The following is a 24,644-nucleotide window of genomic DNA, read 5'->3' as shown; positions in this document are numbered from 1 at the left end:
TGTCTCAATTGTAGAAGATTCAATGACACTCTTCTATTTATTAAACTAAAATAAGTGTAATAAAAGTAAAATAAACAGGAGTTTTTGAGTTTTTTATCATACAAAAATCCCCTGAAGGTAGTTTGTCCTTCAGGGGATTGATCATACATCGTATTTATCGTTTTCCTTTTAGATAAGGCGTACCAAGTGCTTTCGGTGCATCGGCACGTCCGATGAAGCCAGTAAGTGCTAAAATGGTGAGCACATATGGTGCTATGAGCATATACACATTCGGTATATCTTGGAACAGCGGCAGGAGAGAGCCAATGATGCTTAAACTTTGAGCAAATCCAAAGAATAAAGCAGCGCCCATTGCGCCAAATGGATGCCATTTACCGAATACAAGCGCAGCTAGTGCGATGAAGCCTTGTCCAGTAATGGTGGCATGTGAGAAATCAAGCGCGATCGTTGAGGCATAAACAGCTCCGCCAAGACCGCCAAACAGTCCACTAATGAAAACAGCAATGTAACGCATCCGGTACACTTTGATACCCATTGTATCAGCTGCCATTGGATGCTCTCCGACTGCACGAAGACGAAGACCAAACGGCATTTTAAATAAAACAAACCAAGCAACAACCGCAAGAGCTAAGGCGAGTATAGACGTATAATAAACATCTTTAAAGAAAATATCACCAATGATCGGAATGTCACTTAAAAGGGGAATATCTCCTTTATAGAAAGGCTCTGTAATTTTATCAGTTTGTGCTTTTCCGTAAATCAGTTTGACGACAAACAATGTTGCGCCAAGTGCCAGCATGTTAATCGCCACACCACTGACCGTTTGATCAGCTCGGAAGGTAATGGTCGCCACTGCATGAATCAGTGAGAACAATCCGCCAACGGCCATTCCGACGAGAAGCCCAAGCCACGGGGTCAAGGCTCCAAACGTATCAGCAAAAAACAAGTTAAAGATAATACTGGAAAATGCTCCGACGACCATCAACCCTTCAAGACCGATATTGACAACACCTGATCTTTCTGAAAAGACGCCTCCAAGAGCGGTTAAAATAAGTGGTGCAGCATAAACAAGTGTAGCTGGGACGATGATTTCAAGTATTTGCAGAAATCCCACTTATTTTCCCCCCTTTTTCTTCATTTGTTGAATCACAAGACGGATAATATAGCTTGAGGCGACGAAAAGAATGATGATCGCAATGACAATATCAACAACCTCAGTCGGTACGCCTGATTCAAGCGGCATATTTAATGCACCGACCTTCAATCCACCAAGCAATAATGCAGCAAGGACAACACCAACAGCCGTATTTCCACCTAATAAAGCGACGGCAATTCCATCAAAACCTACGCCAGTAAACGAGCCTTTAATAGAGGCATATTCAAATGTACCAAGACCTTCCATAGCGCCTGCAAGACCTGCAAAAGCACCTGAAATGAGCATCGCATAAATGATATTGCGGCGAACGGTCATACCAGCATAATGTGATGCTTGCTGGTTCATTCCAACTGCTCGTAATTCAAACCCTTTAGACGTTTTTTGGATAATGATCCACATCACGACCGCAGCAATAATGGCAACAAAAATACCGTTATGCATTCGGGAAAAATCAGTGATCTGCTCAAAAAATCCAGAGCGGAGCGAGGCAGTGGCATCGATTTTATCTGTTTTATCTTTATTATCTGTTAAGACATTTGAGATTAAATAGTTTGTGACATGAAGGGCAATGTAGTTCATCATGATAGTAACGATGACCTCATGCACATAAAAACGAGCTTTTAAAAAACCGGGAATAAAGCCCCATAAAGCACCTGCAGCAGCTGCGGTGATGAGTGCAAGCGGTAGATGAATATACATAGGTGCATGGACAGTTGTTCCAATCCATACAGCAGCTACCCAGCCAACAAGCATTTGACCTTCTACACCGATATTAAACAGGCCTGTCCGAAATGCAAAGGCAACAGCAAGCCCTGATAAAATATAAGGTGTCACTTGCCTGATGGTTTCTCCCATATAATAGGTTTCACCGAAAACGCCATTCCAAAGGGCGCTATAGCCTTCGATGACACTATAACCGCTTGCCAGCATAATAATGGCCCCAACCAAAAGACCAAGTACAATGGCTATAAGCGGAATCAGCAGATTTGTTAAGCGATTAGACATTTGCTTCTTTCCCCACTTCCTGTTGCGTACTTCCAGCCATTAATAGACCAAGCTCTTGCTCTGTTGTTTCTTTTGGATCAACAATGGCGACAATGCTGCCTTCGAAAATAACAGCGATCTTATCACTGACATTAATAATTTCATCAAGCTCAAAGGAGATGAGCAAAACGGCTTTGCCTGCGTCTCTTTGCTCGATTAGACGTTTATGAACAAATTCAATCGCACCAACATCAAGTCCTCGTGTCGGCTGAGCGGCAATTAATAAATCAGGATTGCGGTCAACTTCACGGCCGATAATGGCTTTTTGCTGGTTACCGCCTGACAGAGCGCGCGCTTCTGTATATTCACTCGGTGTTCTGACGTCATATTCCGCAATGATTCGTTTTGCTTTTTGATAAATATTTTTCATATTCAATAAGCCGAATTTTGAATAAGGACGCTGATAATACGTTTGTAAGGAAATGTTTTCTCCAATTGAAAAATCGAGTACAAGTCCATGTTTATGACGGTCCTGAGGAATATGTCCAATCCCAGATTCGGTCACTTTACGAGGCGGGAGATTTTGAATGGCTTTCCCGTTCAGCATGATTGTGCCAGATTCTGATTTTTTTAGACCAGTAATGGCTTCAATTAATTCAGACTGGCCATTGCCATCTACCCCAGCAATTCCGACAATTTCGCCAGCCTTCACTGAGAGGTTCAACTGTTTGACAGCTTCAATTCCTCTGGCGTCTTTTACTGTGAGGTCTTGAATTTGAAGAACCTCCTCAGCAGGAGAAGCAGCTTTTTTGTCTGTTTTAAATGACACTTCACGGCCAACCATGAGGCTTGCAAGTTCGTCTTTATTTGTGCTTTCCACATCAAGTGTACGAATGCCTTGGCCTTTTCGGATAATGGTCACGCGATGACAGGCATCCATAATTTCTTTCAGCTTATGGGTGATTAAAATAATGGATTTGCCTTCATTGATTAAGTTTTTCATAATTTGTATGAGTTCTTTGATTTCTTGAGGTGTTAAAACGGCCGTTGGTTCGTCGAAGATCAAAATGTCAGCGCCGCGGTAAAGTGTTTTTAAGATTTCTGCACGCTGCTGCATGCCGACAGAGATGTCAGATACTTTTGCGGCAGGATCTATTTTCAAACCATAGCGGTCAGAAAGCTCTTGTACTTGCTGTATGGCTTGTTCTTTGTCAATCTTTCCAAACTTCTTGGGCTCTTTACCTAAAATGATGTTTTCAGCGACAGTGAAGGTATCGACAAGCATAAAGTGCTGATGCACCATTCCGATGCCTAAATCACTAGCATCATTTGGACTAGAGATGGTCACAGGTTTTCCGTGTACCTTGATTTCACCTTTTTCAGGCTGGTACAGTCCGAAAAGCACGTTCATGAGCGTTGATTTTCCAGCGCCGTTTTCACCAAGCAGCGCATGAATTTCGCCCTTTTTTAGCTGCAGCGTAATGTTGTCGTTTGCTACAATGCCAGGGAATTCTTTGCGTATATTCAACATTTCAATGACATAATCCACAGGTTTAACCGCTCCTTTTTTAGGGTGCTGATAAAGATAAAAACTAGCAAAAGAAAAGCTGCAAAACGAGGCTGCAGCTTTTCTTTTACCACCTTTTACGAATAAAGAGGAGGTAAAGGAGAGGCAAGGGGATAAGGCGCGCTTATCCCGATGCTCAAATTAAGCTTTAAAATCTTTTAGTTCATCACGTGTTGCAGGGATTTTCACTTCACCCTTGATGATTTTTTGTTTCCATTCTTCAACTTTCTTTAATACATCTTTATCAAGGTTTTCCTTAGATGGAGAGATGTCAAGAGCGCCTTCTTTCAGACCGTATGTGATTACTTCGCCGCCAGGGAACTTACCTTCTTTTGCTTTCGTTGTTAAGTCTTGTACCGCTGTGTCTACTTTCTTAACCATAGAAGTAAGGGTGACACTTTGTTTTGTTCCAGGTACTTTTCCTTCGTCATACTGGTCTTTATCTACACCGATAACCCAAACTTTACGGTTAGGATCTGCTTTTTTCAGGTTTTTCGCTTCCGTGAAGACACCAGTTCCAGTGCCGCCAGCAGCATGATAGATGATGTCGACGCCAGATTTGTACATGCTTTCAGCTGTTGCTTTCCCGATGTCAGCCTTATCGAATGCACCGGCATATTTCACTTCAACTTTTGCTTTCGGATTAGCTGCTTCAACACCTGCGCGGAAGCCAACTTCGAATTTTCTGACTAATTCAGAATCAACGCCGCCGACGAATCCAATTTTGTTTGATTTTGTAGAAAGAGCAGCCGCAACACCCACAAGGAATGATCCTTCGTTTTCGTTAAATACAATGCTGGCTACGTTGTCTTTTTTCACGACGGCATCAACGATCGCAAAGTGGTTTTTCTTACGTTGATCCGCAATTTCAGAAATAGCATCTTCCATTAAGAAACCAATTCCGTAAATCAGGTCGAATTTCTCACGAGCAAGTGTGTTTAAGTTTGTTGTATAGTCAGCATCTGATTTAGATTGTAAGTAATCAAAGCCGTTTTTACCTTTTTTTAGATTGTTGTCTTTCCCAAATGCTTGTAAACCTTCCCAAGCTGATTGGTTAAACGATTTGTCATCGACACCACCGACATCAGTTACCATTGCAACAGTGAATTGATCTTTATCTTTTTTGCTTTCACCGCTGTTTGAGCCAGAGTTGCCGCATGCTCCAAGGATGGTTCCTGCTGCTACGACTAAGGACAATGCTAGTCCAATTTTGCGCTTCTTCAAAACATAACCCCCTATAAAATTTAAAAGTTTCAGAAAAGTCTCGCGAAAAAAGACCGATCTATCTCTTCTCACCCTTCTGAAGAGGGTATTTTATCCTGCTTTCTCATGAAACTTATGGAGGGCAGGAGAGAAGATGTAAGACATCAGACTTATATCTCGTTGAACTAATCAATCATAATTTATCATTTCCGATCGAATAAATAAATAGAAATTTGTTTTATTTTTAAAAAAATGTTAAATGGCTTTATTTGATGTCTTTTTATCTGCTGAAATATGATATAATGCCGCTTTTGTGATGTGCTCCGCTACAGCAGAACCACTGATATCAAGGGGTTTGTTACATCTTATGCCATAAAAAAACATCTGGCCTTTGTGAAAGGTCAGATGTAGTATTTTAAAGATATTGCTGAATCAAATTCATATTGCTCGTGTTCAGTTTATATTGGAAAACAGGACGTCCAATTGTCCCATATGCCATTTCAACATCCACCACTTCGATATCCTCAAGGAATTTCAAGTATTTTCTAATGGAGACTTGAGAGATTTCTGTATGATTGGCTAGGTCTTCGGTTGTGAAAGCCTGCTGGCCAAATGATTGAATGCTTGTCCAGATGAGTTTAAGTGTGCTTTTGGTCAGTCCTTTTGGCAAGAGGACTTTTTCCGCCTCTGCTTTTTTATGAAAAAGCTTCGCATCTAAATCATTTTGCGAAATGCTGTTCATGGATTGATACAGGGCGTGTTTCCGTTTATACTCTGCCAGTGCTGATTGGAATCGTTCGAACTCAAACGGCTTAATTAAATAATCAACTGCTCCATTTCGCATCGTTTGCTGTACAACATCGACTTCATTTGCAGCCGAAATGACAATGACATCAACGGCATGATTTTGCTGGCGAATTTCTGTTAGTAATGCCAGTCCATTTTGTCCAGGCATATAAATATCGAGCAGTACGAGGTGAATGACTTCTGTTTTTAACACTTCAAGTGCCTGCTGAAAGGAGGTGGCAATCCCCTTTAACTCAAAGCCGTCGATTTGGGTCAGGTAGCGTTTGTTCAGCTCCCCAACCATTGGATCATCTTCTACTATTAACACATTAATCATGTGAATCCTCCTTTTGTTTATACGGAATGCGGAGACTAAAGGTCGTTCCTTCTCCTTTTTCACTCGTGACAATCATATGTCCGTTCAATTTCTTGATGCTTTGGTCAACGAAGTAGAGTCCGAACCCTCGGTCTTCTCCTTTAGTTGAAAAGCCTTGATCAAACATGATGTCTTGTTCTTCTTTCGTGAGACCAACACCTGTGTCCGTGATTTCAATGTGAAGCTGCTCATGGACGTATCTGAAGGAGATCGAGATGTTTTTCGTGTCAGTATGTGAAACAGCATCGAGTGCGTTATTTAACAAGTTGCCAATCACGGTAATGAGATCATGCGTCACTGCCGGGTCCTCCGTATTTGGCACTTGTGTGCTGCAAATAACCTCCAAGGCAGCGCCTTGTTCCCTGATATAGCTTTGTTTTCCTAGTAAAAATCCTGCTAAAACAGAGTTTTTCACATGGTTGATGATTTCATTTGTTTCCGTTTGCTGATAGATAGCAATATCTTTGATATAGGTGCCAAGGTCATCGTAGTTTTTGAGCTGAACCAATCCTAAAATGACATGCAGCTTGTTCATAAATTCATGGGACTGGGCACGGAGCGCATTCGCATACATTTTGACCCCGCTAAGCTGCTCAGCCAGATGTTTCACTTCTGTTTTGTCACGGAAGGTGGCGATGGCTCCGACAATTTCACCTTTTACCGTAATTGGCACTTCATTAAAGACGAGCTCCAGTCCATTCATTCTCACGTCACGATCAAGCAGCGGCTTGCGTGTTTCAATGACCTGTTTTAAGCCGCTTGAAGGGAGGAGAGTTTGTACATCTTGTTCTCTAGGATCAACCATAATGCCCATATTATGAAAGAGCCGTTTTGCCTCTGCATTGGCCAGTTTGATTTTACCGTGCTGATCGACGGCCAGAATCCCTTCTTTTGTTGATTCTAGCATGGCACTTCGTTCTTTTAACAATGTGGCGATCTCATCCGGCTCAAGTCCAAACATAATCTTCTTCACTTTTCTTGCCACAATGAGTGCTCCGATGATGCCAGATAGAAGGCTGAGTGATGTGACGAAGTAGAGTGGAAGTAAGCTTTGATGAATAATCAAGTCAATTTCCTTTAGCGTAATCCCTACGGCCACAGCCCCAAGCTGCTTTCCATTTTGATCATAAACAGGAACAAAAGCACGCATGGATCTGCCGAGTGTTCCAGAAGCCGTACTAATATGTTCTTTTCCCTGTAATGCTGCTTTTTCATCACCGCCGGCAAACCGCTTTCCAATTTTCTGCGGATTCGGGTGTGTTTTGCGGATACCGTTCATATCCATGACGACAACGAATTCGGTTTTGGTGATTTGCTGAACACTTGTTGTATATTTTCGTAATGCGGAATATGAATGATCTTCTAATGATTGTGCTGTGATCGGTGCCTCTGCGACCATTTTGGCAGTAGAAAGAGCAATGTCACGTTCCTGCTGATGGATGTTCTTGGCTGTTTCCGACCATATCGTAAAGAATGTGATACAAAGGGAGATCAGGACAACGATGCACACAAAGATCGTCAGCCGTGTTTGCAGTCTTAAAGTTTTTTTCACGAGTATACCCCTAACGCACGATTTTTTCGTAACAGTAATACTTTAACGGGAAAATGTAAGTTTGTGAAGGAATGTACGTGCAAAATCATAAATTTGATTTTGCTGTCGGTTTACTTTGAAAGCATCTTGTCAATCCGTTTTAAGTGAGCCATAATAAATGTGAGCTTATGAGAAAGGATCTATTTATGAAAAATACATATTTGACTGGATATTTTCCGCTGATTTCAATTTTACTATTCAGCTCTGCTTTTTCGATTTTCACAGTAGGTATCACAACTGATTTCTTGACTCAAGCAGGCATTTTAAAAGGAATGCTTGAATTTTTCTCTGAACAGGGCATTCGTCTTGCTCTCTTTGCTGCTTTTGCACTTGTTTATTTTATGATCTTATCTGCCTTAAAACTGATTGCAGATACGGTATTAGAGCTGGCGTTGCTCTTTTTCGCTAAGGACCCTGAAGGGGAGAACTTAAAGAAAATTCGGATTGCATCCGTTGTTTATTTATTTGCCAGCTTGCTAGCATTTCTGTTGACGCAGCAGCTCATTCTGCTAGTCGGACTTTTTGCATTAGCAAGTCTTGTCTATTTTATCTGGGTTGTGGTTCGCATTTATCAATCGCTTTCTATGCTGAATTTGATTGGATTTATGATGTTTATTCTGCTGTTCTGGGCGACGTTTTTGATCGGTATTTTGTACTTATTTATTAAGCTTTATAACAGTGTGATGGCAAGTCTGCCTTCATAAGCAGACAAAGAAAGCATCCTCCAATGATGGAGGATGCTTTTTTTATGAAAGAAACCGTTTTTGAATATCGGGTGTAGGCATCATACAAGATGTTTTTTGACCAAACCATTTGTAGCGATTTTTTGCTATCAACTGATAAAACCAATCACGGATTGGGCGAGGTATGGCTAGGAGTAAAAAGCTCCATCTGTATATCCCTTTTAAATGCCGCGCGGCTTTTAAGATGCCTGTTGATTTCGTATAAAGGGTCCCTTTTTCGATATAAATGAATGAATTGAACTCATCTAAAGGCAAACCGTTTTCCTTTAAAATATGCTGCCCTGTATCTGATTGTAAGGAAGCGAACATCATCCGTTCATTCGGATCGCGCTTAATCACAAACTGAACAGCGCCGCTGCACACGTTGCAGACACCGTCAAATAAGATTAAATGGGGTGGATGTGTTGAATGCATCGCAATCAAACCTCCTGTTTATCTGGCGTATTGCATCGTATTTTTCCAAATACGTAAGTGCGGGCTTGATTGATAAATCGATTCCACCGTTCCTCTATCTCTTCCAACCCAGACACCCATTGTGTACTGATCTGTCAGTCCCACAAACCAAATATCTTTGTAGTCATTGGATGTCCCTGTTTTACCACCGATGTAAGGGGCGTTGAAATTCGCTTTTTTCCCTGTCCCACTCTTCACAACAGAGGTAAGCAGCTTACGCATCGTTTCATTTGTACGCTGAGAATATACTTGCTTTGGCGACTCTTTCCACTTGTAAAGGGTCTTACCGTTTAAGTCTGTCACTTTTGTGATCGAATGACTTTGTGTGTAGGCTCCTTGGTTGCCAAAGACGGTATACGCATCTGTTATTTCTAGCGGTGAGAAGCCTTTCGTAAATCCGCCAAGTGCAGAAGGAAGGCGGTAATCATCCGCTACGATATGCTCGAATGAGAACTTCTCTAAATAGCTGAAGCCTTTTTTGACACCTACTGTATCCAGCATTCGGATCGCAGGGGTATTGTAAGAATGTTTAAAGGCTGTTTCAAGTGTGACTGTTCCATACGTTTTATGATTATAGTTCTGCGGACAGTATCCGCTGCTGCAAAACTTGCCGGCACTGATGGTGCTTGAAGCCGTTGCGCCGGTTTGATCAATATAAGGCGCATAGTCTAAAAGCGGCTTAATCGCAGAACCAGGCTGTCTTTGCGCTTGATAAGCGTAGTTAAAATCAAATTTCTTATAGTTTTTCCCGCCAGCAAGTGCAACAATTTGATGCGTTTCATGATTAATGACGGCTGATCCGCCTTCCACACCTTGGTAAGGCAATTGAGCATTAAGCTGATAGACGGCTCTTTGCTGTAAGGAAGGATCAAGCGCCGTATAAATTTTCACACCATCCTGGAGCAGGGCACTGACCTTTTCAGATAATTCCTTTTGAATCGCCTTTTTCGCTTCAGCTGTTTTGGCTTTCTTCAATCGTTTTGTAAAGCCCTCCTGATCAGACACAAGATCGGTAAACTCTTCATTGGCATATGTCACATAGTCAGGGTATAGGTTTTTCTTTTCACTTAAAGAAAGGCTGATTTTTTCTTTGACGGCTTTTTTGTATTGCTTTTTGGTGATGACGCCATCTTTCTTCAAGATACCAAGCAGTCGTTCTTGGCGTTTCTTTGTGTGCTTGAACTGTTTTAATGGGTCATACAGTGTTGGGTTGTTTGGAATAGCAGAGATAAATGCCATTTGTGCCAGTGTTAAAGAACTAAGCGGCTTATCAAAATAGTAATTAGCCGCTGAACCAACACCGTAAACACCATTACTGAAATAAATCGTATTTAAATAGCTTTCGAGAATTTCATCCTTCGAGAATTTCCGCTCAAGTTCATAGGAATAGAGTAGCTCCGTAAACTTTCGGCTGAACGAACGTTCATGGCTTAAATATAAGTTGCGGGACAGCTGCTGTGTGATCGTACTCGCTCCTTGGCTGATGCCATGGTTTTTGACATTTGCAGCAAGGGCACGAACAACCCCCATAAAGTCAATTCCCTTATGGTCATAAAAGTTGCGGTCCTCTGAACGAAGGAACAGCTCCTTCACAGGTTCAGGAATGTTATCGTATTTCACGAACACTCGGTTCTCATCGTTTGAGACGATCTCGGAGATAAGAGAACCATCCCGGTCATACATATAACTGTTTTGGGAAAAATCTATCTTTTCCAGCTTGATTTTTTGATCAAGCACTTCGTTAACAGGCTTTACACTTGCAGCTTCTTCCTTTGATAGATAAAAAGTCAGAGCAAATAATGGGATGAGGGCAGCAAGTAATAACCAACCAATGATTGCACGAAACATGAGGTCACTCACTTTCTTCAATTTTCTAGCCATATCGTACCATTCTTTTGCGGATACGAGAAGGTTATTTTTAGAAAAGAAAGGGCGTGAAGTCTAGTGAATAAGGCTTTTCCGCAAGAAAAAAGAGTATCTGAAGATGATCAGACACTCCTTTCCTTTGTTTTCGCATGCGAGCGGACCGCCCATAAAAATAACGCGCCAAACAGAAAAATGCCGGCAGTGACATAAAAGACAGCTGGAATCCCGTAATGACTCGCCACAATGCCGCCGATTACCGGACCGACGACATTCCCAAGAAAGCGGAAGCTGACATTGTATCCGAGCACTTCCCCTTGCATAGAAGCAGGTGCTTTAATCCGGATATACGCCGTCGTACACGGAATAATTCCGCCAAGTGCCATCCCGTATAGGAAACGGAAAATGACTAACATGACGTACGAATCCGCCATCGCTTGCGGGATAAATAAAATAGAGGAGAGAATGAGAAGGGCAAGCAGCACCTTGTCGTGACCAATTCGATCTCCGAGATCTCCCCATTTTCGCGTAAACAGCAAATTGCCAAGTCCAGTTGCAGAAAAAGCAAGGCCCGCATAAAAAGCGAGATTGACAGGACCATGTAAATCATGAATGTATAAAGCCAAAAGCGGCTGAATGCTAAAGTTCCCTACTTGTGTAATAAACGTTAAAAGCATCGTGACCACAAGCAAAGGCTGTTTGAAAATGTGAAAGAGTACATCCTTCCGTGAGTAAGAAACACGCTTTGCTTCTTTTGATCGGATCGGCTGTTCTTTCACTCCGAAGATAATTACAATAGCTGACACATAAATGACAGCCGCTGTAAGGAAAAACGTATAAATAAATCCGACGCTGTCTGCCATGAATCCACCCATTAATGGACCAAACAATCCTCCGGCAACATTACTCATTTGCATCGTGCCAAGGGTTTTACCGGCAGTTGCCTTTTCGGTCTGTGCAGAAATCAGTGCCATTGAAGTCGAGATAAAGCCTGTGACAAGCCCCATGAAGAGCCTTAGTGCGAATAGCTGATACACGGTGTTCACAAGCCCCATTAATAGAATACTTGTGGCGATGCCAATTCCGTTAATTAATAAAATCTTTTTATAGCCATGCCGGTCGCCAATCCGTCCCCAAATCGGAGAAATCAGGAAGGCTGTTAAAAACGTGACCCCAAAGACATAGCCGCTCCATCTTTGAACAAATTCATTTGAATAGCTGCTATCAAGAGATTCTATGTAAAGTGATAAAAAAGGGACGATCATTGTAATGCTCGCAGATACAAAAAAGTTCACAAACCACATGATGTACAAGTTTTTCTTCCTGTTTGTGATAGAGATCACCTTCTTTATTTATTTCGTGTTCCTTAATAATTATAAAGGAAAATAAACGATCTTTCATCAGATGAATAGGTTGGGCATAGTGAATCTGCATTATTTTCACGAAAATGAAGTGATTTCAAGGTCCGTCTTAATATAATGGTATGAGAATGAAAAGCTGACGAAAAAGTGAGGTGAAACTGGTGGAACAGAAGACAGTGCTTGTGGTCGATTTTGAATTTACGATGCCTGATGGAAAATATCATCCACAAAACTTTTTTCCTGAAATTATTGAAGCTGGGGCAGTGAAAGCAGCAGATGAAACGATCATAGACACATTCTCTAGCTACGTCAAACCGAAAAAGTTCCCGAAGCTGACGAAGCGCTGTAAATCTTTCCTCGGAATTACGCAGGAGGATGTAGAGAGCGGAATTTCATTTGAGGAATTTATCGAGAAGCTCGTGTCACTTGATGGGGGAGAGAATTGTGAAATTATTACGTGGGGCAATATGGACATGAAGGTATTGAAGCAAAATTGTATGCTCAATCACATTGCCTTTCCTTTTAAGGGGAAGCTGAGGGACCTGGCCTTTGAATATAAAACCTTTTTTGGTGACCGCACACTGACAGGGCTTCGAAAAGCAGCAAAGGAATACGGCAGTGAAGGAGCTGGTAAGCATCATAAAGCACTCGATGATGCCATGACGACTTATCAGCTGTTCACCCTTTTTGAAAAAGACAGAGCCTATGTGGAAAATCCACAAACAACCAAAATTGGTGAGCTGATCGATTTCTCACATTTTTTTGATTCGGCTGATTAGCGGACGTCTTCTGGAAAATAATCTTTCTCAAGAGAAGATAGGCACGCTCTTGATTTTTCAGCCCATTTAGAATTATCCGCACGGAGTGCTTGTTTCAATTTATCTACAGCTTCTTTCAGTGACTCTTCATAATCAGGGATATCGCCATCATAAGGCTTCACCATATGATGAGGGATATTTGTCTGTTCTCTATAGGCCAAAGCCCGCCTCTCTTGGAAAAAAGGCACGTCTGCTTCTTTTGGATGATGCAGGTCGCCTTGAGTGGGATGTGTCAGAACGGCTTTTACTTGAACGAGATAGGTCGATGGTTTCACTGCTGTCACTTCCCCAACGTATACACCTGTTTTATAAAAACCTTTCACAACTTGTCCAATTTGAATGTCGGTCATGTGAAATTCCTCCATTTCCTTCTCATAGGAAGGTATTTCATTTCTTTTAGCCAATATAGTGAAGTAAACGAGCAAAAGGGGGAATGGCGAGATGTCATTCATCGTACTTTTTCTACTATATTTTCCTGAAGATAAAAGGGAGTACATCCCAGCGGCTATCACCACGGTGATTTTCTTTATTGCTGCGTTTATTTGTTTTCGTCTCATCGTTCGTGCGTCTAAGAAGCAGGAGCGGATAGATGAAAAAAGAACAAAAAAAATGGATTAATCATTTTCTTCTTGTATCTTCAGGAAATTTCACGGTGACGGTTGTTCCAGACTGCAGCGAGCTTTTGAAACGAATCGTTCCATGGTGATTTTCAATAATTGAAAAAGTCACTGTCAGCCCAAGTCCAGTCCCTTTATTTTTCAAGGTGTAATAGGGTTCGCCAAGCTTTTTCATCTGACTTTCTGTCATACCTACACCGTTATCAACGAAATAAAGGCAGATTTTATGATTTTCTTTTGAAGCAAAAAGTTCAATTTTCCCTTCATGTTCAGGAGCCGCTTCTATCGCATTTTTGATTAAATTAATCATGACTTGCTTGATCTTCGTTACGTCACCTTGAATGTATAAGTCAGGTTCAATGGATTGATGAATCGTGACCGATTTAAAATTCGCATAGGATGTCATCAGTGATGCACATTCCTCAAGTAATTTAGAGAGATTAAGAGATTCAATTTGATAATAGTTTTGTTTTGCAATGTCAAGATAGCTCGTGATAATGTCCTGCGCCCGGTCTAACTCGGACAGAACGAGATTTTTATAATCTTTATTGGCAGGTGGCTCTTTTGTATGATCACTCGAAAAGAGCAATTGAATAAAGCCTCTCACAACTGTCAGCGGATTGCGTACTTCATGGGCAACACTTGCAGCAAGTTCACTTACAATGGTCAGTTTTTCTGACTGGACAAGCTGTGATCTCATTTCCGCATTTTCCTTAACGAATTCAATGGAATAGATACTGAGCACAAGAAAGAATATGTAGTAAAGAGTTGAGAAAAATAACTCAAGGAGCTTTTGCTGCATAATAAAAGCTGGGCTGTAAGCCATTAAGCTGACCGCAAGCAGTCCAATGTAAATAAAGAATCCTTTGGATAAACCGATAAGCACTCCGTAAAACAGCTTATTTAGCTTCGAATATTGATGCCATTTTCGGTAGAACAGAAATGGGATAAAAAAGTAAATTGGGACAACGATGAGTCCAATCCATAAGAAAGAGCCGTACATCACGAATTTGACAATGATGCTTATCAAGATGGCAACGATCCCCGCCATATATCCTCCGTATAAAATAGCAAGTACAAGGGGAATGGATTGAAGCCCAGTCTGCAAATCTAAAATCGAACCAACTGGATACATAATACATAGTGCTGAAGAGATGGATGCGAATACTGTGATGAGCAGTTTATTCGTTTTTGGGAAATGAGCAGGGGTCCGGCTTAACCATAGCGCATGATATAAAAAGATTGGAAATAGAATAAAAGATACATGGAGCAGAAAATCCTTGAACATTTCCATTTAAATGCTCTCCTCGTAAATAATTGTAATTCCTCTCATTATATCATTTCATGTACAAAGTAGATATGATAAAAGGAGGGTTTTTTTCTTTAAAAAGAACACCCGTTAGGATGTTCTTTCTATCGTATAGGTCTTATTCAGCTGATAGCGTGAACGCTTGGTGGAGACGTTTCAGTCCTTCTCTGACTGTTGCAGCAGGACAGCCGAGATTCATCCGAATAAAGCCGTCTCCTTCGTGTCCGTACACGTGGCCAAGCTCTAGGATCACTTTCCCTTTTTTCAGCAGATTCCGTTTCAATTCCGCTTGACTGAATTGATAATCCCGAATGTCCAGCCACAATAAATAAGAAGCATCTGGTTTCATATAACGCATATTTGGAAGATTTTCGTCGATATAGTCCATCGCCGTCTTCATATTGCCTTCGAGATAAAGAACAAGGGCATCGAGCCACTCATCCCCGTGGCGGTATGCTGCTTCCATCGCTGGAATCGCAAAGGCATTCAGTTTGGACAGTCCGTTTCTTTGCACTTCATTGTTGAAAAGGGTTCTTTTTTCTTCATCTGAAATGATAATAGCAGATGCCTGGAGCCCCGCTAGATTAAAGGTTTTACTCGGCGCAATACACGTTACCGTGATATGTGCAATGTCGTCAGAAAGGCTGGCGAAGGGCACATGCTGTTTCCCGTAAAGCATCAAATCCGAGTGAATCTCATCTGAAACGACTGTGACTCCATGCTTTACACATAGGTCTCCGACTCGCTTTAATTCCTCTTTTGACCATGCTCTTCCGGACGGATTATGCGGATGGCAAAAGAACATGAGCTTTGCTTGTGGTCTGCTCAGTTTTTTCTCTAAATCATCAAAATCCATCATATAGCGGTTGTTTTCTATTTTTAAAGGATTGGTTGAGACTGTACGTCCATTTCGTTCAATCATTTGATAAAAAGGTGTATACACTGGTGACTGTATAACTACTTCGTCGTGCGGTGCTGTAAAGGCTTGAACAGCAAAACTAAGTGCCGTTACAATTCCTGGTGTGAAGGTGACGGCATCTGTCTGGATTGTCCATCCATGTCTTCTTTTGAGCCAGCCAGCGACTGCCTGCTGCGTATCCTGATCCTGAAATGCATAGCCAAATACACCGTGATCTAATCGCTCTTTCAATGCATCAAGGACGACCTGCGGGGCTTTAAAATCCATATCAGCCACCCACATCGGGAGGGCATCTGTTGTCAGGAACAAAGACTCTGCTTGATCCCATTTCACTGATTTTGAACCTTTACGTATGATTTGTTCGTCGAAATTCATGAAACCCACCTCTAGCTGTTTTTCAACCATTCTTGGTTGTGCTAAAATAAACATCACAAAATTTATTATAAGCGGTGATACCGATGAAAGATAGTCAAGCTGTAGAAGAGATGATTCAATTTATTAAGGCATGGGACCCTTTTCATTATGGAGAGGATTTTTATGAAACGGAGCCTGCTGACGTCATCAGTGCATTATACGACGCAGAAGACCCGTTATCTTTAGCAAAAGAGATTCAAGCCATCTATCATCACTCATTTGAACAGCTTCTTCCGATAGAGAGCTGTCAGCATACAGCGAATCAGCTTTTTGTCATACGAGACAGCAGCTCCTGTTCACGCTAAGACAGGCTGAAATGTCCGATTTGATCAGACACAAAGACCGGATTTTCCTCAGGAATGAGGTGCCCGGTTTTTTTTAATGCATGTAAGGTCGAATTAGGCAGATCTTTGTGCAGTCTTTCGCCTATTTGAATGGGAACGATTCGATCTTCCTCGCCCCAAATGAGCAGCACGGGTGTTTCCATTTTCTTTAAAACGTCCGAGGTTAAATCTCCTTCCCGGTGCCGAATCAAACGAAATATCCCCCGAAAGATTTGATCATCTGAAAACGGCTTTAAATAGCCGTCGACCATCTCTTGATCAATGATGGAATGATCATGTACAACGGCTGTTAAATTTTTCATAATGCCCTGCTTTAAAAGCTTTCTTTTTAGATACAGATAAAAATAAGGAATATATGTGCTGTAAACAAGTGATCTTTTTGACTTATTCAAATAGCCTGAGCTGCACAATAGAACCGCCTTTTCAAATAAATCCGGCCGTTCAGATGCAGCGTATAAGGCGATCTGTCCACCCATTGAATGACCCACTAGAATCGCATGCTGAATCTGTAAATAACCAGCTAGCTCTATAATAATTTTTCCCATGTTGCGATAGCTGTAAATAAACGTATTCGACTTCTCGGACTGTCCAAATGGCGGCAGATCGATTGCAATTAAATTGAAATCCTGTTTCAGAAGCGGGATGAGCTTTCGATAGCTGAAGGTAGAAGAAAAGAGACCGTGAATTAAGATCAATGTCTTCTTGCCTTCATTTGGATAGTGCTCGTAATAGATATCTAAACCGAATGTACTTTTCATATAAGCTGGCTGAACAATGTCCACATTCTTCACTCCGATACTAGATACTCTCTCTGTTAGGTGACTGTATTGTACCCTAAAAAGTGGATTTTAAGCTATCATTAGAATCTTTTCCCTGCTTAGCATAATGGGAAAAACGTGCTATAATGTTCAGAAGATTTTTTAAAACTAGCTTTTATAATCTGAGGTGTGAAATCAAATGAAACTAACAGAAAAAGAAACTGAAATATTAGAGATTTTAGATGAAAACAGCCGCGCCGATTTAAATACAATTGCAAAAATGGCAGGTGTGACAACAGAAGAAGCCGAAGCCATCATTCAAAAACTTGAAGATCAAAAAGTCATTATTGATTATTCAACCATGATTGACTGGCGAAAAGTGGATGGTCATGAAGGCGTTACAGCAATGATTGATGTTAAAGTGACACCAAAAAGAGGCGTCGGATTCGATGAAATTGCTGAACGGATTTATCGGTTTCAGGAAGTGGAGTCTGTCTATCTCATGTCAGGTGTTTATGATCTTTCCGTTGTGATTCGCGGAAGATCAATGTCTGATATTGCCCGCTTCGTATCTGAAAAATTATCGACACTTGATTCCGTTGTTTCAACAACTACCCACTTTATTTTAAAAAGATATAAACATGATGGGAAAGTGTTTGAAACAGGAGACGATGACAAAAGAATCGTGGTGTCTCCTTAAATGAAAAAGTCTTATTTATCTGAAACGGTACAAAGCATTCAGCCGTCAGGTATTCGGAAATTCTTTGATTTGGCTGCCACAATGGAAGGGGTCATCTCCCTTGGTGTCGGCGAGCCAGATTTCGTGACAGCTTGGAATGTCAGAGAGGCAAGTATTATGTCATTAGAACAAGGGCTGACCTCTTATACGGCGAATGCAGGTTTAATTTCTTTGCGAAAAGAACTGAGCCACTATTTATATAAGCGGTTTCACATTAACTACAGTCCAGAAGAAGAACTCATTATCACAGTTGGCGGAAGCCAGGCACTTGATTTGGCCTTTCGTGCGATTTTAAACAGCGGGGATGAAGTGATCATTCCAGAGCCTTGTTTCGTAGCATACGGGGCACTTACGACACTTGCAGGCGGAGTGCCTGTCTATTTAAGTACATCCGCTGAAAAAGATTTCAAAGCAGATTCTGCGGATCTTCGCACGAAGCTGACGCCGAAGACAAAAGCTATTTTGCTTTGCTCGCCATCAAATCCGACTGGGTCTGTTTATTCAAAGGAAGAGCTTGAAGATATTGCTCAATTTGCGAAAGAGCATGACCTGCTCATTATTACGGATGAGATTTATGCAGAGCTGACGTACGATGAAGCTTTTACAAGCGTCGCGGCCATTCAAGATATGAAGGAAAGAACGATCTTGATTTCAGGCTTTTCTAAAGGTTTTGCCATGACGGGCTGGCGTTTAGGATATGTGGCAGCACCACCTGTATTGCGGGATGCCATGCTGAAAATACATCAATATTCTATGATGTGCGCACCGGCGATGGCACAATATGCGGCAGAAGAAGCATTAAAAAATGGGCTTGAAGATGTAGAGAAAATGAAGAAAAGCTACAGAAGGCGCCGTAATTTGTTTGTCGGCTCCTTAAATGAACTAGGACTCACATGCCACCAGCCAAACGGAGCGTTTTACGCATTCCCATCGATTAAAAGCACAGGCATGACGTCAGAACAATTTGCTGAGGAGCTGCTCCTAAGCGAAAAAGTGGCCGTTGTTCCTGGGAATGTATTCGGACCGAGCGGTGAGGGCCATATCCGCTGTTCATATGCTTCGTCACTTGATCATCTTCAGGAATCACTTTCAAGAATTCAGCGCTTTTTGCAGGCTCGACAAGTGAAGGAAGAAGCATCAGCCATTTTAAAATAAAAAAAGGCATCAATCCAAATGGACTCATGCCTCACAAATTAGGGGGGAATACTAGAAAGCATTCTTGTTTTCAGGTATTCCCCCTTTTGTTCTCATCTAAACCTATTTAAAAAATATTTTGCGTAACTGCCCGTTCTGTGATATAGTTTTTAATTGCGTATAAACGAATATTAAAACATTTATTTAGGAGTTGTTATCATGGCGACAAAGTTTGAAGTAGGCAGTGTTTACACTGGTAAAGTAACAGGATTACAAGCGTATGGTGCGTTTGTTGCATTAGATGAAGAAACTCAAGGACTTGTGCATATTTCTGAAGTAACACATGGCTTTGTAAAAGACATCAACGAGCACCTTTCAATTGGTGACGAAGTACAAGTAAAAGTTCTTTCTGTTGATGAAAATGCAGGTAAAATCAGCCTTTCTATCCGTGCGACACAAGATGCACCTGAAAGAAAAGAAAGCAAACCAAAGAAACAAAGACCACAGCAAGTGAAAGAAGAAGCTGCTGCACCACAAGGTTTCAATACGCTTAAAGATAAACTTGAAGAGTGGATTGAGCAATCAAACCGTAAAGACCTTATCAAGAAATAATAAAAAAGCACCGCTTCAAACGGTGCCTTAGATTGTTGACAAAGGGCTAAAATGATCTTTATTTTAGCCCTTTGTCTTCTTTTTCGGCGTGATAGAAAACCTTTGAAGTCTAGGAAGGGCGGCTACTTTTGCGGACGAATTTAGCATTCGTGAGCACCAGCGCGCAGACCTGACAAAGAATGCGAGGGTTTGTCTACACGCTGAGGCTGCCTCATGTAGGCAGCCTTTTTTATGCCCTTTTATTTAACGAACTTCTGGGTTTGGCTCGTCACGGCGAACAGCTTCTTCGCTTGGTTTGAACAACAGACCAAGGTTGACAAGACCTGCAATTCCAACAAGACCATAAATAATACGTGATAATGCAGAACCTTGTCCGCCAAAGATCGCTGCTACTAAGTCAAATTGAAAAAAGCCGATTAGTCCCCAGTTAATAGCACCGATAATCGTGAGCACGAGGGCAATACGCTGAATAGCACTCATCGTGATTCCTCCTTTCGCTACAGCATCAATACATTTATATTTTGCAGATTTTTAGCCAAACTATGCGTAAGAAAATGGATGAAAGCAAATTACTTTACTTTTGGAATGAATGAGGCGCATAATGTAGCGCGAGGAGGAGATCACATGGATCGATTTACTTATTGGAACCCAACGAAATTAATTTTTGGAAAGGGAGAAGTATCAGCCCTTTCAGATGAACTCAAACACTACGGAAAAAACGTATTACTTGTATATGGTGGAGGCAGTATTAAACGAAACGGCCTTTATGACCAAGTTGTCAGCATCCTAAAAGAATCAGGAGCTGCAATCACTGAACTTGCTGGTGTAGAGCCTAACCCGCGCTTAACAACAGTAAGAAAAGGGGTCGAGCTTTGCAAAGAGAACGGCATTGATTTTATTTTGGCAGTTGGCGGCGGCAGTGTCATTGATGCGACGAAAGCAATCGCAGCTGGTGCGAAGTACGATGGAGATGCTTGGGATATCGTGACACGCAAACACGTCCCAATGGAAGCTATTCCGTTCGGTACGGTGTTAACACTTGCCGCAACAGGCTCTGAAATGAACTCTGGATCAGTTATCACAAACTGGGAAACAAATGAGAAGTATGGCTGGGGAAGTCCAGCAGTTTTCCCGAAATTCTCTATTCTTGATCCAGTCAACACATTCACTGTGCCTAAGAACCATACGATTTATGGAATGGTTGACATGATGTCACATGTGTTCGAACAATATTTCCATCACACAGAAAATACACCTTATCAAGATCGTATGTGTGAAGGACTTCTTCGCACTGTCATTGAAACGGCACCGAAGTTGATCAACGATCTAGAGAACTACGAGCTGCGTGAAACGATTTTATTCACTGGCACTATTGCGCTTAATGGCATGCTTTCAATGGGGGCACGTGGTGATTGGGCATCTCATAACATTGAGCATGCAGTATCTGCTGTCTATGATATTCCTCATGCAGGCGGTCTTGCGATCTTGTTCCCGAACTGGATGAAACATGTGATTCAAGAAAACCCAGGCCGTTTTAAACAATTAGCGGTGCGTGTATTTGATGTAGATCCTGCGGGCAAAACAGACGAAGAAGTTGGCTTAGAAGGAATCGACAAGCTGTCAGCTTTCTGGACAAGTCTTGGTGCACCAAGCCGTTTAGCGGATTATGACATCAACGATGAGAAAATTGATTTAATTGCAGACCGTGCAATGGCACGAGGTGAATTTGGTCAATTTAAAAAGCTAAACAAAGAAGATGTTTTAGCCATTTTGAACGCTTCTTTATAATTGAACAACAAAGGGATAGCTGCTTGCGGGCAGTTATCTTTTTTTGAGTTCATCGTGTACATATGTTACAGTAGTCTTTCATGTTTTTGGATATATTCGTTGTAAGGAGATGTTTCAACAGATGGAGAATTTTATTTATTATAATCCAACAAAATTGATGTTTGGAAAAGGACAGCTAGAAGGACTCAAAAGCGAACTCGCTCGTTATGGAAAACGAGTGTTACTTGTATATGGCGGCGGCAGCATTAAGAAAAATGGTCTTTATGACAATGTCATCAGTGCGTTAAAAGAAGCAGATGCTGAAGTGTTTGAGCTGTCTGGCGTTGAACCAAACCCGCGCCTCACAACAGTGAAAAAGGGAATCGATATCTGCCAAAAGGAGAACATTGATTTCTTATTAGCCGTTGGCGGCGGAAGTGTGATCGACTGTACAAAAGCGATTGCAGCCGGAGCAGAGTATAACGGTGATGTATGGGATATTATTTCAAAGAAAACAACCGCTCAAAAAGCATTGCCGTTTGGCACAGTGCTGACACTTGCAGCAACTGGTTCAGAAATGAACCCTGACTCTGTCATCACAAACTGGGAAACGAATGAAAAATATGTGTGGGGCAGCTCTGTCACTCACCCTGCTTTTTCAATTCTAGATCCTGAGCATACGTACTCTGTGCCAGAAAACCAGACGGTGTATGGCATGGTCGATATGATGAGCCACGTTTTTGAGCAATACTTCCATAATGTGAAAAACACGCCTTTACAGGACCGGATGTGTTTTGCTGTTCTTCAAACAGTTATCGAGACAGCACCAAAACTGCTGGAAGACTTACAAAACTATGAGCATCGTGAAACGATTCTCTATGCAGGAACGATTGCTTTAAATGGCACGCTGCAAATGGGTTACTTTGGCGACTGGGCGTCCCATACGATTGAGCATGCTGTATCAGCTGTCTATGACATTCCGCATGCAGGCGGGCTTGCTATCCTCTTCCCAAACTGGATGCGCCACACGCTCGATCATAATGTAGAACGCTTTAAAAATCTTATGCTGAACATGTTTGACATTGAAACAGAAGGAAAATCAGATCGTGACATCGCATTAGAAGGAATCGACAAACTGTCAGCTTTCTGGACAAGCCTTGGTGCACCAAGCCGTTTAGCTGATTATGACATTGGTGAGGATCAGCTGGACAAAATTGCCGACATTGCAGCAAAAGAAATGGAATACGGTGGTTTTGGAAACTTTATGAAACTTAACCGTGATGATATTCTAGCGATTTTGAAAGCTTCTTTATAATCCAGATTGCCGCTTTTCATCCAGAGAAGCGGCTTTTTGCCATGCCAGTGACGATCACTTGATTTCAATAGCTAGTTCCGCTAAAGTGAAAGGGACAGAACTAACGTAATGGAGGGCTTACAAGCGATGACACATATTCAATTTGACTACTCGAAAGCGTTACCTTTCTTTCAAGAACATGAGCTTACATATTTAAAAGATTTTGTGAAGGTAGCCCATCATAATATTCATGAACAAACGGGTGCAGGCAGTGACTATTTAGGCTGGGTGGACTTGCCGAAGCAATATGACCGTGAAGAATTTGCCCGCATTAAAAAAAGTGCAGATAAAATTAAGTCTGACTCTGACGTCCTGCTCGTTGTCGGAATCGGCGGGTCATATCTAGGTGCACGTGCGGCGATTGAGTTTTTGAACCATTCTTTCTATAACACTTTGCCAAAAGGCAAGCGCAAGACACCGCAAATCATTTTTATTGGAAACAACATCAGTTCTTCTTATTTAACAGATGTGATGGATCTATTGGAAGATGCAGATTTCTCCATTAACGTGATTTCAAAATCTGGTACAACAACAGAGCCAGCCATTGCGTTCCGCATCTTTAAAAAGCTCCTTATTGAAAAATACGGTGCTGAAGAAGCGAAAAAACGTATTTATGCGACAACTGACAAGGCACGCGGTGCACTTAAAACATTAGCAACTGAAGAAGGCTACGAATCATTTATCATCCCTGATGATGTTGGTGGACGCTATTCTGTATTAACAGCAGTCGGTCTTTTGCCAATCGCTGTGAGCGGTGCAGACATTGATCAGATGATGGAAGGTGCGGCAAAAGCAAGCGAAGACTTCGCTTCATCTGAGCTTTCTGAAAATGCAGCTTACCAATATGCTGTCGTCCGCAATGTCCTTTACAATAAAGGCAGAACAATTGAAATGCTGATTAACTATGAGCCAGGCCTGCAATATTTCGCAGAATGGTGGAAGCAATTATTCGGTGAAAGTGAAGGGAAAGATGAAAAAGGAATCTATCCTTCATCTGCTAACTTCTCAACAGATCTTCATTCACTTGGCCAATATGTTCAAGAAGGAAGAAGAGACTTGTTTGAAACAATCGTGAGTGTAGACAAGCCTCGACATGAGCTTGTAATTGAAGCAGAAGAACAAGACCTTGATGGCTTGAACTATCTAGCAGGAAAAACGGTTGATTTCGTCAATAAAAAAGCATTTGAAGGAACGATGCTTGCCCATACAGATGGAAAAGTACCGAACCTTATCGTGACAATTCCTGAGATGGATGCTTATACATTCGGATACCTCGTGTACTTCTTTGAGAAAGCATGTGCGATGTCTGGATATTTACTAGGCGTCAATCCATTTGATCAGCCTGGAGTAGAAGCTTATAAAGTGAATATGTTTGCTTTACTAGGAAAACCAGGCTTCGAAGAGAAAAAAGCAGAGCTTGAAAGCCGTTTAAAACAATCATAAGAACAAAAAGCACACCTTTTCATAAAGGTGTGCCTTTTTTGTTTTCTTCAGGTTCCTGTGCAAGCTTTCCTGTGTTCTGTACATAGAATAATGAATGGAGGAGGGTGAAAAATGAGGACGAATCATATTTATATTCATGATATTTCTGGCCAGGCGATCGTGAACTTTGGTAATGTCGGACGCATTTGTTCTAAGAGTGCTACGAAGGAAACAGCAGGTTCCGGCAGTGATAACGAGACGAATCAATCAACCAATCAAAGCTTATTTGATGCCGCGTTTACAAACAATGTCCAAATCGCGAGAGGAAATGTATGAATTCCTCTCTTTAACGAA

General features: G+C 41.6%; 25 protein-coding genes. 11 read left to right on the top strand and 14 right to left on the bottom strand.

The window, feature by feature from the left end; translation table 11 throughout:
• Nucleotides 1-154 precede the first annotated feature (154 nt).
• The 6 genes from AWT60_RS05600 to malK form a co-directional block, all read right to left on the bottom strand.
• Nucleotides 155-1,114, bottom strand: a complete 960-nt coding sequence (locus AWT60_RS05600) for an ABC transporter permease (protein ID WP_024423311.1) — start codon at nt 1,112-1,114, stop codon at nt 155-157.
• Nucleotides 1,115-2,161 carry an ABC transporter permease gene (locus AWT60_RS05595; RefSeq protein WP_075621898.1) on the bottom strand — a complete coding sequence of 349 codons (1,047 nt, stop codon included), beginning with the start codon at nt 2,159-2,161 and terminating at the stop codon, nt 1,115-1,117.
• Nucleotides 2,154-3,689, bottom strand: a complete 1,536-nt coding sequence (locus AWT60_RS05590) for an ABC transporter ATP-binding protein (RefSeq protein WP_075621899.1) — start codon at nt 3,687-3,689, stop codon at nt 2,154-2,156. The genes AWT60_RS05595 and AWT60_RS05590 overlap by 8 nt, the downstream gene beginning before the upstream one ends.
• A 159-nt stretch (nt 3,690-3,848) precedes the next feature.
• Entirely contained in the window at nt 3,849-4,931 is a 1,083-nt protein-coding gene (locus AWT60_RS05585; protein WP_024425935.1) for a BMP family lipoprotein, read from the bottom strand.
• Nucleotides 4,932-5,325: 394 nt separating this feature from the next.
• The gene (locus tag AWT60_RS05580) at nt 5,326-6,033 is read right to left on the bottom strand and encodes a response regulator (protein ID WP_024423307.1); all 708 of its coding nucleotides are present in this window, start codon (nt 6,031-6,033) and stop codon (nt 5,326-5,328) included.
• Nucleotides 6,026-7,624 (bottom strand): malate sensor histidine kinase MalK, encoded by a 1,599-nt coding sequence (gene malK / locus AWT60_RS05575; RefSeq protein ID WP_024423306.1) that lies wholly within the window; start codon nt 7,622-7,624, stop codon nt 6,026-6,028. The genes AWT60_RS05580 and malK overlap by 8 nt, the downstream gene beginning before the upstream one ends.
• Before the next feature lie 185 nt (nt 7,625-7,809).
• Between malK and AWT60_RS05570 the strand changes: the two genes are divergently transcribed.
• Nucleotides 7,810-8,367 (top strand): YufK family protein, encoded by a 558-nt coding sequence (locus AWT60_RS05570; RefSeq protein WP_024423305.1) that lies wholly within the window; start codon nt 7,810-7,812, stop codon nt 8,365-8,367.
• Between the two features lie 42 nt (nt 8,368-8,409).
• Here the strand turns inward: AWT60_RS05570 and AWT60_RS05565 are convergent, their stop codons facing one another.
• From AWT60_RS05565 to AWT60_RS05555, 3 genes are all read right to left on the bottom strand, one after another.
• A complete protein-coding gene (locus AWT60_RS05565) occupies nt 8,410-8,820 on the bottom strand; it encodes a thiol-disulfide oxidoreductase DCC family protein (protein ID WP_056765908.1) in 411 nt (136 codons plus the stop codon).
• An 18-nt stretch (nt 8,821-8,838) separates the two neighbouring features.
• Nucleotides 8,839-10,740: a transglycosylase domain-containing protein gene (locus AWT60_RS05560; protein ID WP_076839908.1), complete on the bottom strand. Its 1,902-nt coding sequence runs from the start codon at nt 10,738-10,740 to the stop codon at nt 8,839-8,841.
• A 107-nt stretch (nt 10,741-10,847) separates the two neighbouring features.
• The gene (locus AWT60_RS05555; RefSeq protein ID WP_024423302.1) at nt 10,848-12,026 is read right to left on the bottom strand and encodes an MFS transporter; all 1,179 of its coding nucleotides are present in this window, start codon (nt 12,024-12,026) and stop codon (nt 10,848-10,850) included.
• Nucleotides 12,027-12,244: 218 nt separating this feature from the next.
• On the opposite strand from AWT60_RS05555, the gene kapD reads away from it, so the two are divergent.
• On the top strand, nt 12,245-12,862 hold the full coding sequence (gene kapD, locus AWT60_RS05550; RefSeq protein WP_041107621.1) for a 3'-5' exonuclease KapD: 618 nt from the start codon (nt 12,245-12,247) through the stop codon (nt 12,860-12,862).
• Here the strand turns inward: kapD and kapB are convergent.
• A complete protein-coding gene (kapB, locus tag AWT60_RS05545; RefSeq protein WP_056765914.1) occupies nt 12,859-13,251 on the bottom strand; it encodes a kinase-associated lipoprotein KapB in 393 nt (130 codons plus the stop codon). The genes kapD and kapB overlap by 4 nt on opposite strands.
• A 91-nt stretch (nt 13,252-13,342) precedes the next feature.
• On the opposite strand from kapB, the gene AWT60_RS05540 reads away from it, so the two are divergent.
• Nucleotides 13,343-13,519 carry a hypothetical protein gene (locus AWT60_RS05540; RefSeq protein WP_162860193.1) on the top strand — a complete coding sequence of 59 codons (177 nt, stop codon included), beginning with the start codon at nt 13,343-13,345 and terminating at the stop codon, nt 13,517-13,519.
• Here the strand turns inward: AWT60_RS05540 and AWT60_RS05535 are convergent, their stop codons facing one another.
• Both AWT60_RS05535 and AWT60_RS05530 read right to left on the bottom strand, forming a co-directional pair.
• Nucleotides 13,520-14,812: a sensor histidine kinase gene (locus AWT60_RS05535; protein ID WP_041107619.1), complete on the bottom strand. Its 1,293-nt coding sequence runs from the start codon at nt 14,810-14,812 to the stop codon at nt 13,520-13,522.
• A 133-nt stretch (nt 14,813-14,945) separates the two neighbouring features.
• Entirely contained in the window at nt 14,946-16,121 is a 1,176-nt protein-coding gene (locus AWT60_RS05530) for a MalY/PatB family protein (RefSeq protein WP_218677006.1), read from the bottom strand.
• 83 nt (nt 16,122-16,204) lie between these two features.
• Between AWT60_RS05530 and AWT60_RS05525 the strand changes: the two genes are divergently transcribed.
• The gene (locus AWT60_RS05525) at nt 16,205-16,465 is read left to right on the top strand and encodes a YugE family protein (protein ID WP_041107617.1); all 261 of its coding nucleotides are present in this window, start codon (nt 16,205-16,207) and stop codon (nt 16,463-16,465) included.
• On the opposite strand, the gene AWT60_RS05520 is transcribed toward AWT60_RS05525, so the two are convergent.
• On the bottom strand, nt 16,462-17,286 hold the full coding sequence (locus tag AWT60_RS05520) for an alpha/beta fold hydrolase (protein WP_041107616.1): 825 nt from the start codon (nt 17,284-17,286) through the stop codon (nt 16,462-16,464). The two genes, AWT60_RS05525 and AWT60_RS05520, sit on opposite strands and share 4 nt — an antisense overlap.
• A gap of 175 nt (nt 17,287-17,461) precedes the next feature.
• On the opposite strand from AWT60_RS05520, the gene AWT60_RS05515 reads away from it, so the two are divergent.
• The 3 genes from AWT60_RS05515 (at nt 17,462) to yugI (ending at nt 19,747) form a co-directional block, all read left to right on the top strand.
• Entirely contained in the window at nt 17,462-17,962 is a 501-nt protein-coding gene (locus AWT60_RS05515; protein ID WP_003213765.1) for an Lrp/AsnC family transcriptional regulator, read from the top strand.
• Nucleotides 17,963-19,156 (top strand): aminotransferase, encoded by a 1,194-nt coding sequence (locus AWT60_RS05510; protein WP_041107615.1) that lies wholly within the window; start codon nt 17,963-17,965, stop codon nt 19,154-19,156.
• A 198-nt stretch (nt 19,157-19,354) separates the two neighbouring features.
• On the top strand, nt 19,355-19,747 hold the full coding sequence (yugI, locus tag AWT60_RS05505; protein WP_007500519.1) for a S1 domain-containing post-transcriptional regulator GSP13: 393 nt from the start codon (nt 19,355-19,357) through the stop codon (nt 19,745-19,747).
• Nucleotides 19,748-19,990: 243 nt separating this feature from the next.
• Here the strand turns inward: yugI and AWT60_RS05500 are convergent, their stop codons facing one another.
• Nucleotides 19,991-20,227, bottom strand: coding sequence for a DUF378 domain-containing protein (locus AWT60_RS05500; protein ID WP_003212952.1), 237 nt, complete (start codon nt 20,225-20,227; stop codon nt 19,991-19,993).
• A 144-nt stretch (nt 20,228-20,371) separates the two neighbouring features.
• Between AWT60_RS05500 and AWT60_RS05495 the strand changes: the two genes are divergently transcribed.
• The 4 genes from AWT60_RS05495 to AWT60_RS05480 all read left to right on the top strand — a co-directional run bounded on the left by AWT60_RS05495 (nt 20,372) and on the right by AWT60_RS05480 (nt 24,626).
• Nucleotides 20,372-21,535 carry an iron-containing alcohol dehydrogenase gene (locus AWT60_RS05495; protein WP_041107614.1) on the top strand — a complete coding sequence of 388 codons (1,164 nt, stop codon included), beginning with the start codon at nt 20,372-20,374 and terminating at the stop codon, nt 21,533-21,535.
• 121 nt (nt 21,536-21,656) lie between these two features.
• Nucleotides 21,657-22,829 carry an iron-containing alcohol dehydrogenase gene (locus tag AWT60_RS05490; RefSeq protein WP_041107613.1) on the top strand — a complete coding sequence of 391 codons (1,173 nt, stop codon included), beginning with the start codon at nt 21,657-21,659 and terminating at the stop codon, nt 22,827-22,829.
• Between the two features lie 126 nt (nt 22,830-22,955).
• Nucleotides 22,956-24,311, top strand: coding sequence for a glucose-6-phosphate isomerase (locus AWT60_RS05485; protein WP_041107612.1), 1,356 nt, complete (start codon nt 22,956-22,958; stop codon nt 24,309-24,311).
• 111 nt (nt 24,312-24,422) lie between these two features.
• Nucleotides 24,423-24,626, top strand: coding sequence for a spore germination protein (locus AWT60_RS05480; RefSeq protein ID WP_226015519.1), 204 nt, complete (start codon nt 24,423-24,425; stop codon nt 24,624-24,626).
• The last annotated feature ends 18 nt before the right edge of the window (nt 24,627-24,644 follow it).

This window comes from Bacillus sp. F2HM, assembly GCF_019266135.1.
Classification (GTDB): Bacteria; Bacillota; Bacilli; order Bacillales; family Bacillaceae; genus Bacillus; species Bacillus safensis.
Note: the sequence above shows the minus strand (reverse complement) of the source record. Positions and strands in the feature narration are given on the sequence as shown.

What these genes read in the sequence shown, in the direction of transcription:
- AWT60_RS05555 (WP_024423302.1), bottom strand. Translation starts at nt 12,026, where the DNA reads ATGTGGTTTGTGAACTTTTTTGTATCTGCGAGCATTACAATGATCGTC.
- AWT60_RS05495 (WP_041107614.1), top strand. Translation starts at nt 20,372, where the DNA reads ATGGATCGATTTACTTATTGGAACCCAACGAAATTAATTTTTGGAAAG.
- AWT60_RS05485 (WP_041107612.1), top strand. Translation starts at nt 22,956, where the DNA reads ATGACACATATTCAATTTGACTACTCGAAAGCGTTACCTTTCTTTCAA.
- AWT60_RS05570 (WP_024423305.1), top strand. Translation starts at nt 7,810, where the DNA reads ATGAAAAATACATATTTGACTGGATATTTTCCGCTGATTTCAATTTTA.
- AWT60_RS05540 (WP_162860193.1), top strand. Translation starts at nt 13,343, where the DNA reads ATGTCATTCATCGTACTTTTTCTACTATATTTTCCTGAAGATAAAAGG.
- kapB (WP_056765914.1), bottom strand. Translation starts at nt 13,251, where the DNA reads ATGACCGACATTCAAATTGGACAAGTTGTGAAAGGTTTTTATAAAACA.
- AWT60_RS05510 (WP_041107615.1), top strand. Translation starts at nt 17,963, where the DNA reads ATGAAAAAGTCTTATTTATCTGAAACGGTACAAAGCATTCAGCCGTCA.
- AWT60_RS05565 (WP_056765908.1), bottom strand. Translation starts at nt 8,820, where the DNA reads ATGCATTCAACACATCCACCCCATTTAATCTTATTTGACGGTGTCTGC.
- AWT60_RS05535 (WP_041107619.1), bottom strand. Translation starts at nt 14,812, where the DNA reads ATGGAAATGTTCAAGGATTTTCTGCTCCATGTATCTTTTATTCTATTT.
- AWT60_RS05490 (WP_041107613.1), top strand. Translation starts at nt 21,657, where the DNA reads ATGGAGAATTTTATTTATTATAATCCAACAAAATTGATGTTTGGAAAA.
- yugI (WP_007500519.1), top strand. Translation starts at nt 19,355, where the DNA reads ATGGCGACAAAGTTTGAAGTAGGCAGTGTTTACACTGGTAAAGTAACA.
- AWT60_RS05480 (WP_226015519.1), top strand. Translation starts at nt 24,423, where the DNA reads ATGAGGACGAATCATATTTATATTCATGATATTTCTGGCCAGGCGATC.
- AWT60_RS05530 (WP_218677006.1), bottom strand. Translation starts at nt 16,121, where the DNA reads ATGAATTTCGACGAACAAATCATACGTAAAGGTTCAAAATCAGTGAAA.
- AWT60_RS05515 (WP_003213765.1), top strand. Translation starts at nt 17,462, where the DNA reads ATGAAACTAACAGAAAAAGAAACTGAAATATTAGAGATTTTAGATGAA.
- AWT60_RS05595 (WP_075621898.1), bottom strand. Translation starts at nt 2,161, where the DNA reads ATGTCTAATCGCTTAACAAATCTGCTGATTCCGCTTATAGCCATTGTA.
- AWT60_RS05560 (WP_076839908.1), bottom strand. Translation starts at nt 10,740, where the DNA reads ATGGCTAGAAAATTGAAGAAAGTGAGTGACCTCATGTTTCGTGCAATC.
- AWT60_RS05500 (WP_003212952.1), bottom strand. Translation starts at nt 20,227, where the DNA reads ATGAGTGCTATTCAGCGTATTGCCCTCGTGCTCACGATTATCGGTGCT.
- AWT60_RS05580 (WP_024423307.1), bottom strand. Translation starts at nt 6,033, where the DNA reads ATGATTAATGTGTTAATAGTAGAAGATGATCCAATGGTTGGGGAGCTG.
- AWT60_RS05525 (WP_041107617.1), top strand. Translation starts at nt 16,205, where the DNA reads ATGAAAGATAGTCAAGCTGTAGAAGAGATGATTCAATTTATTAAGGCA.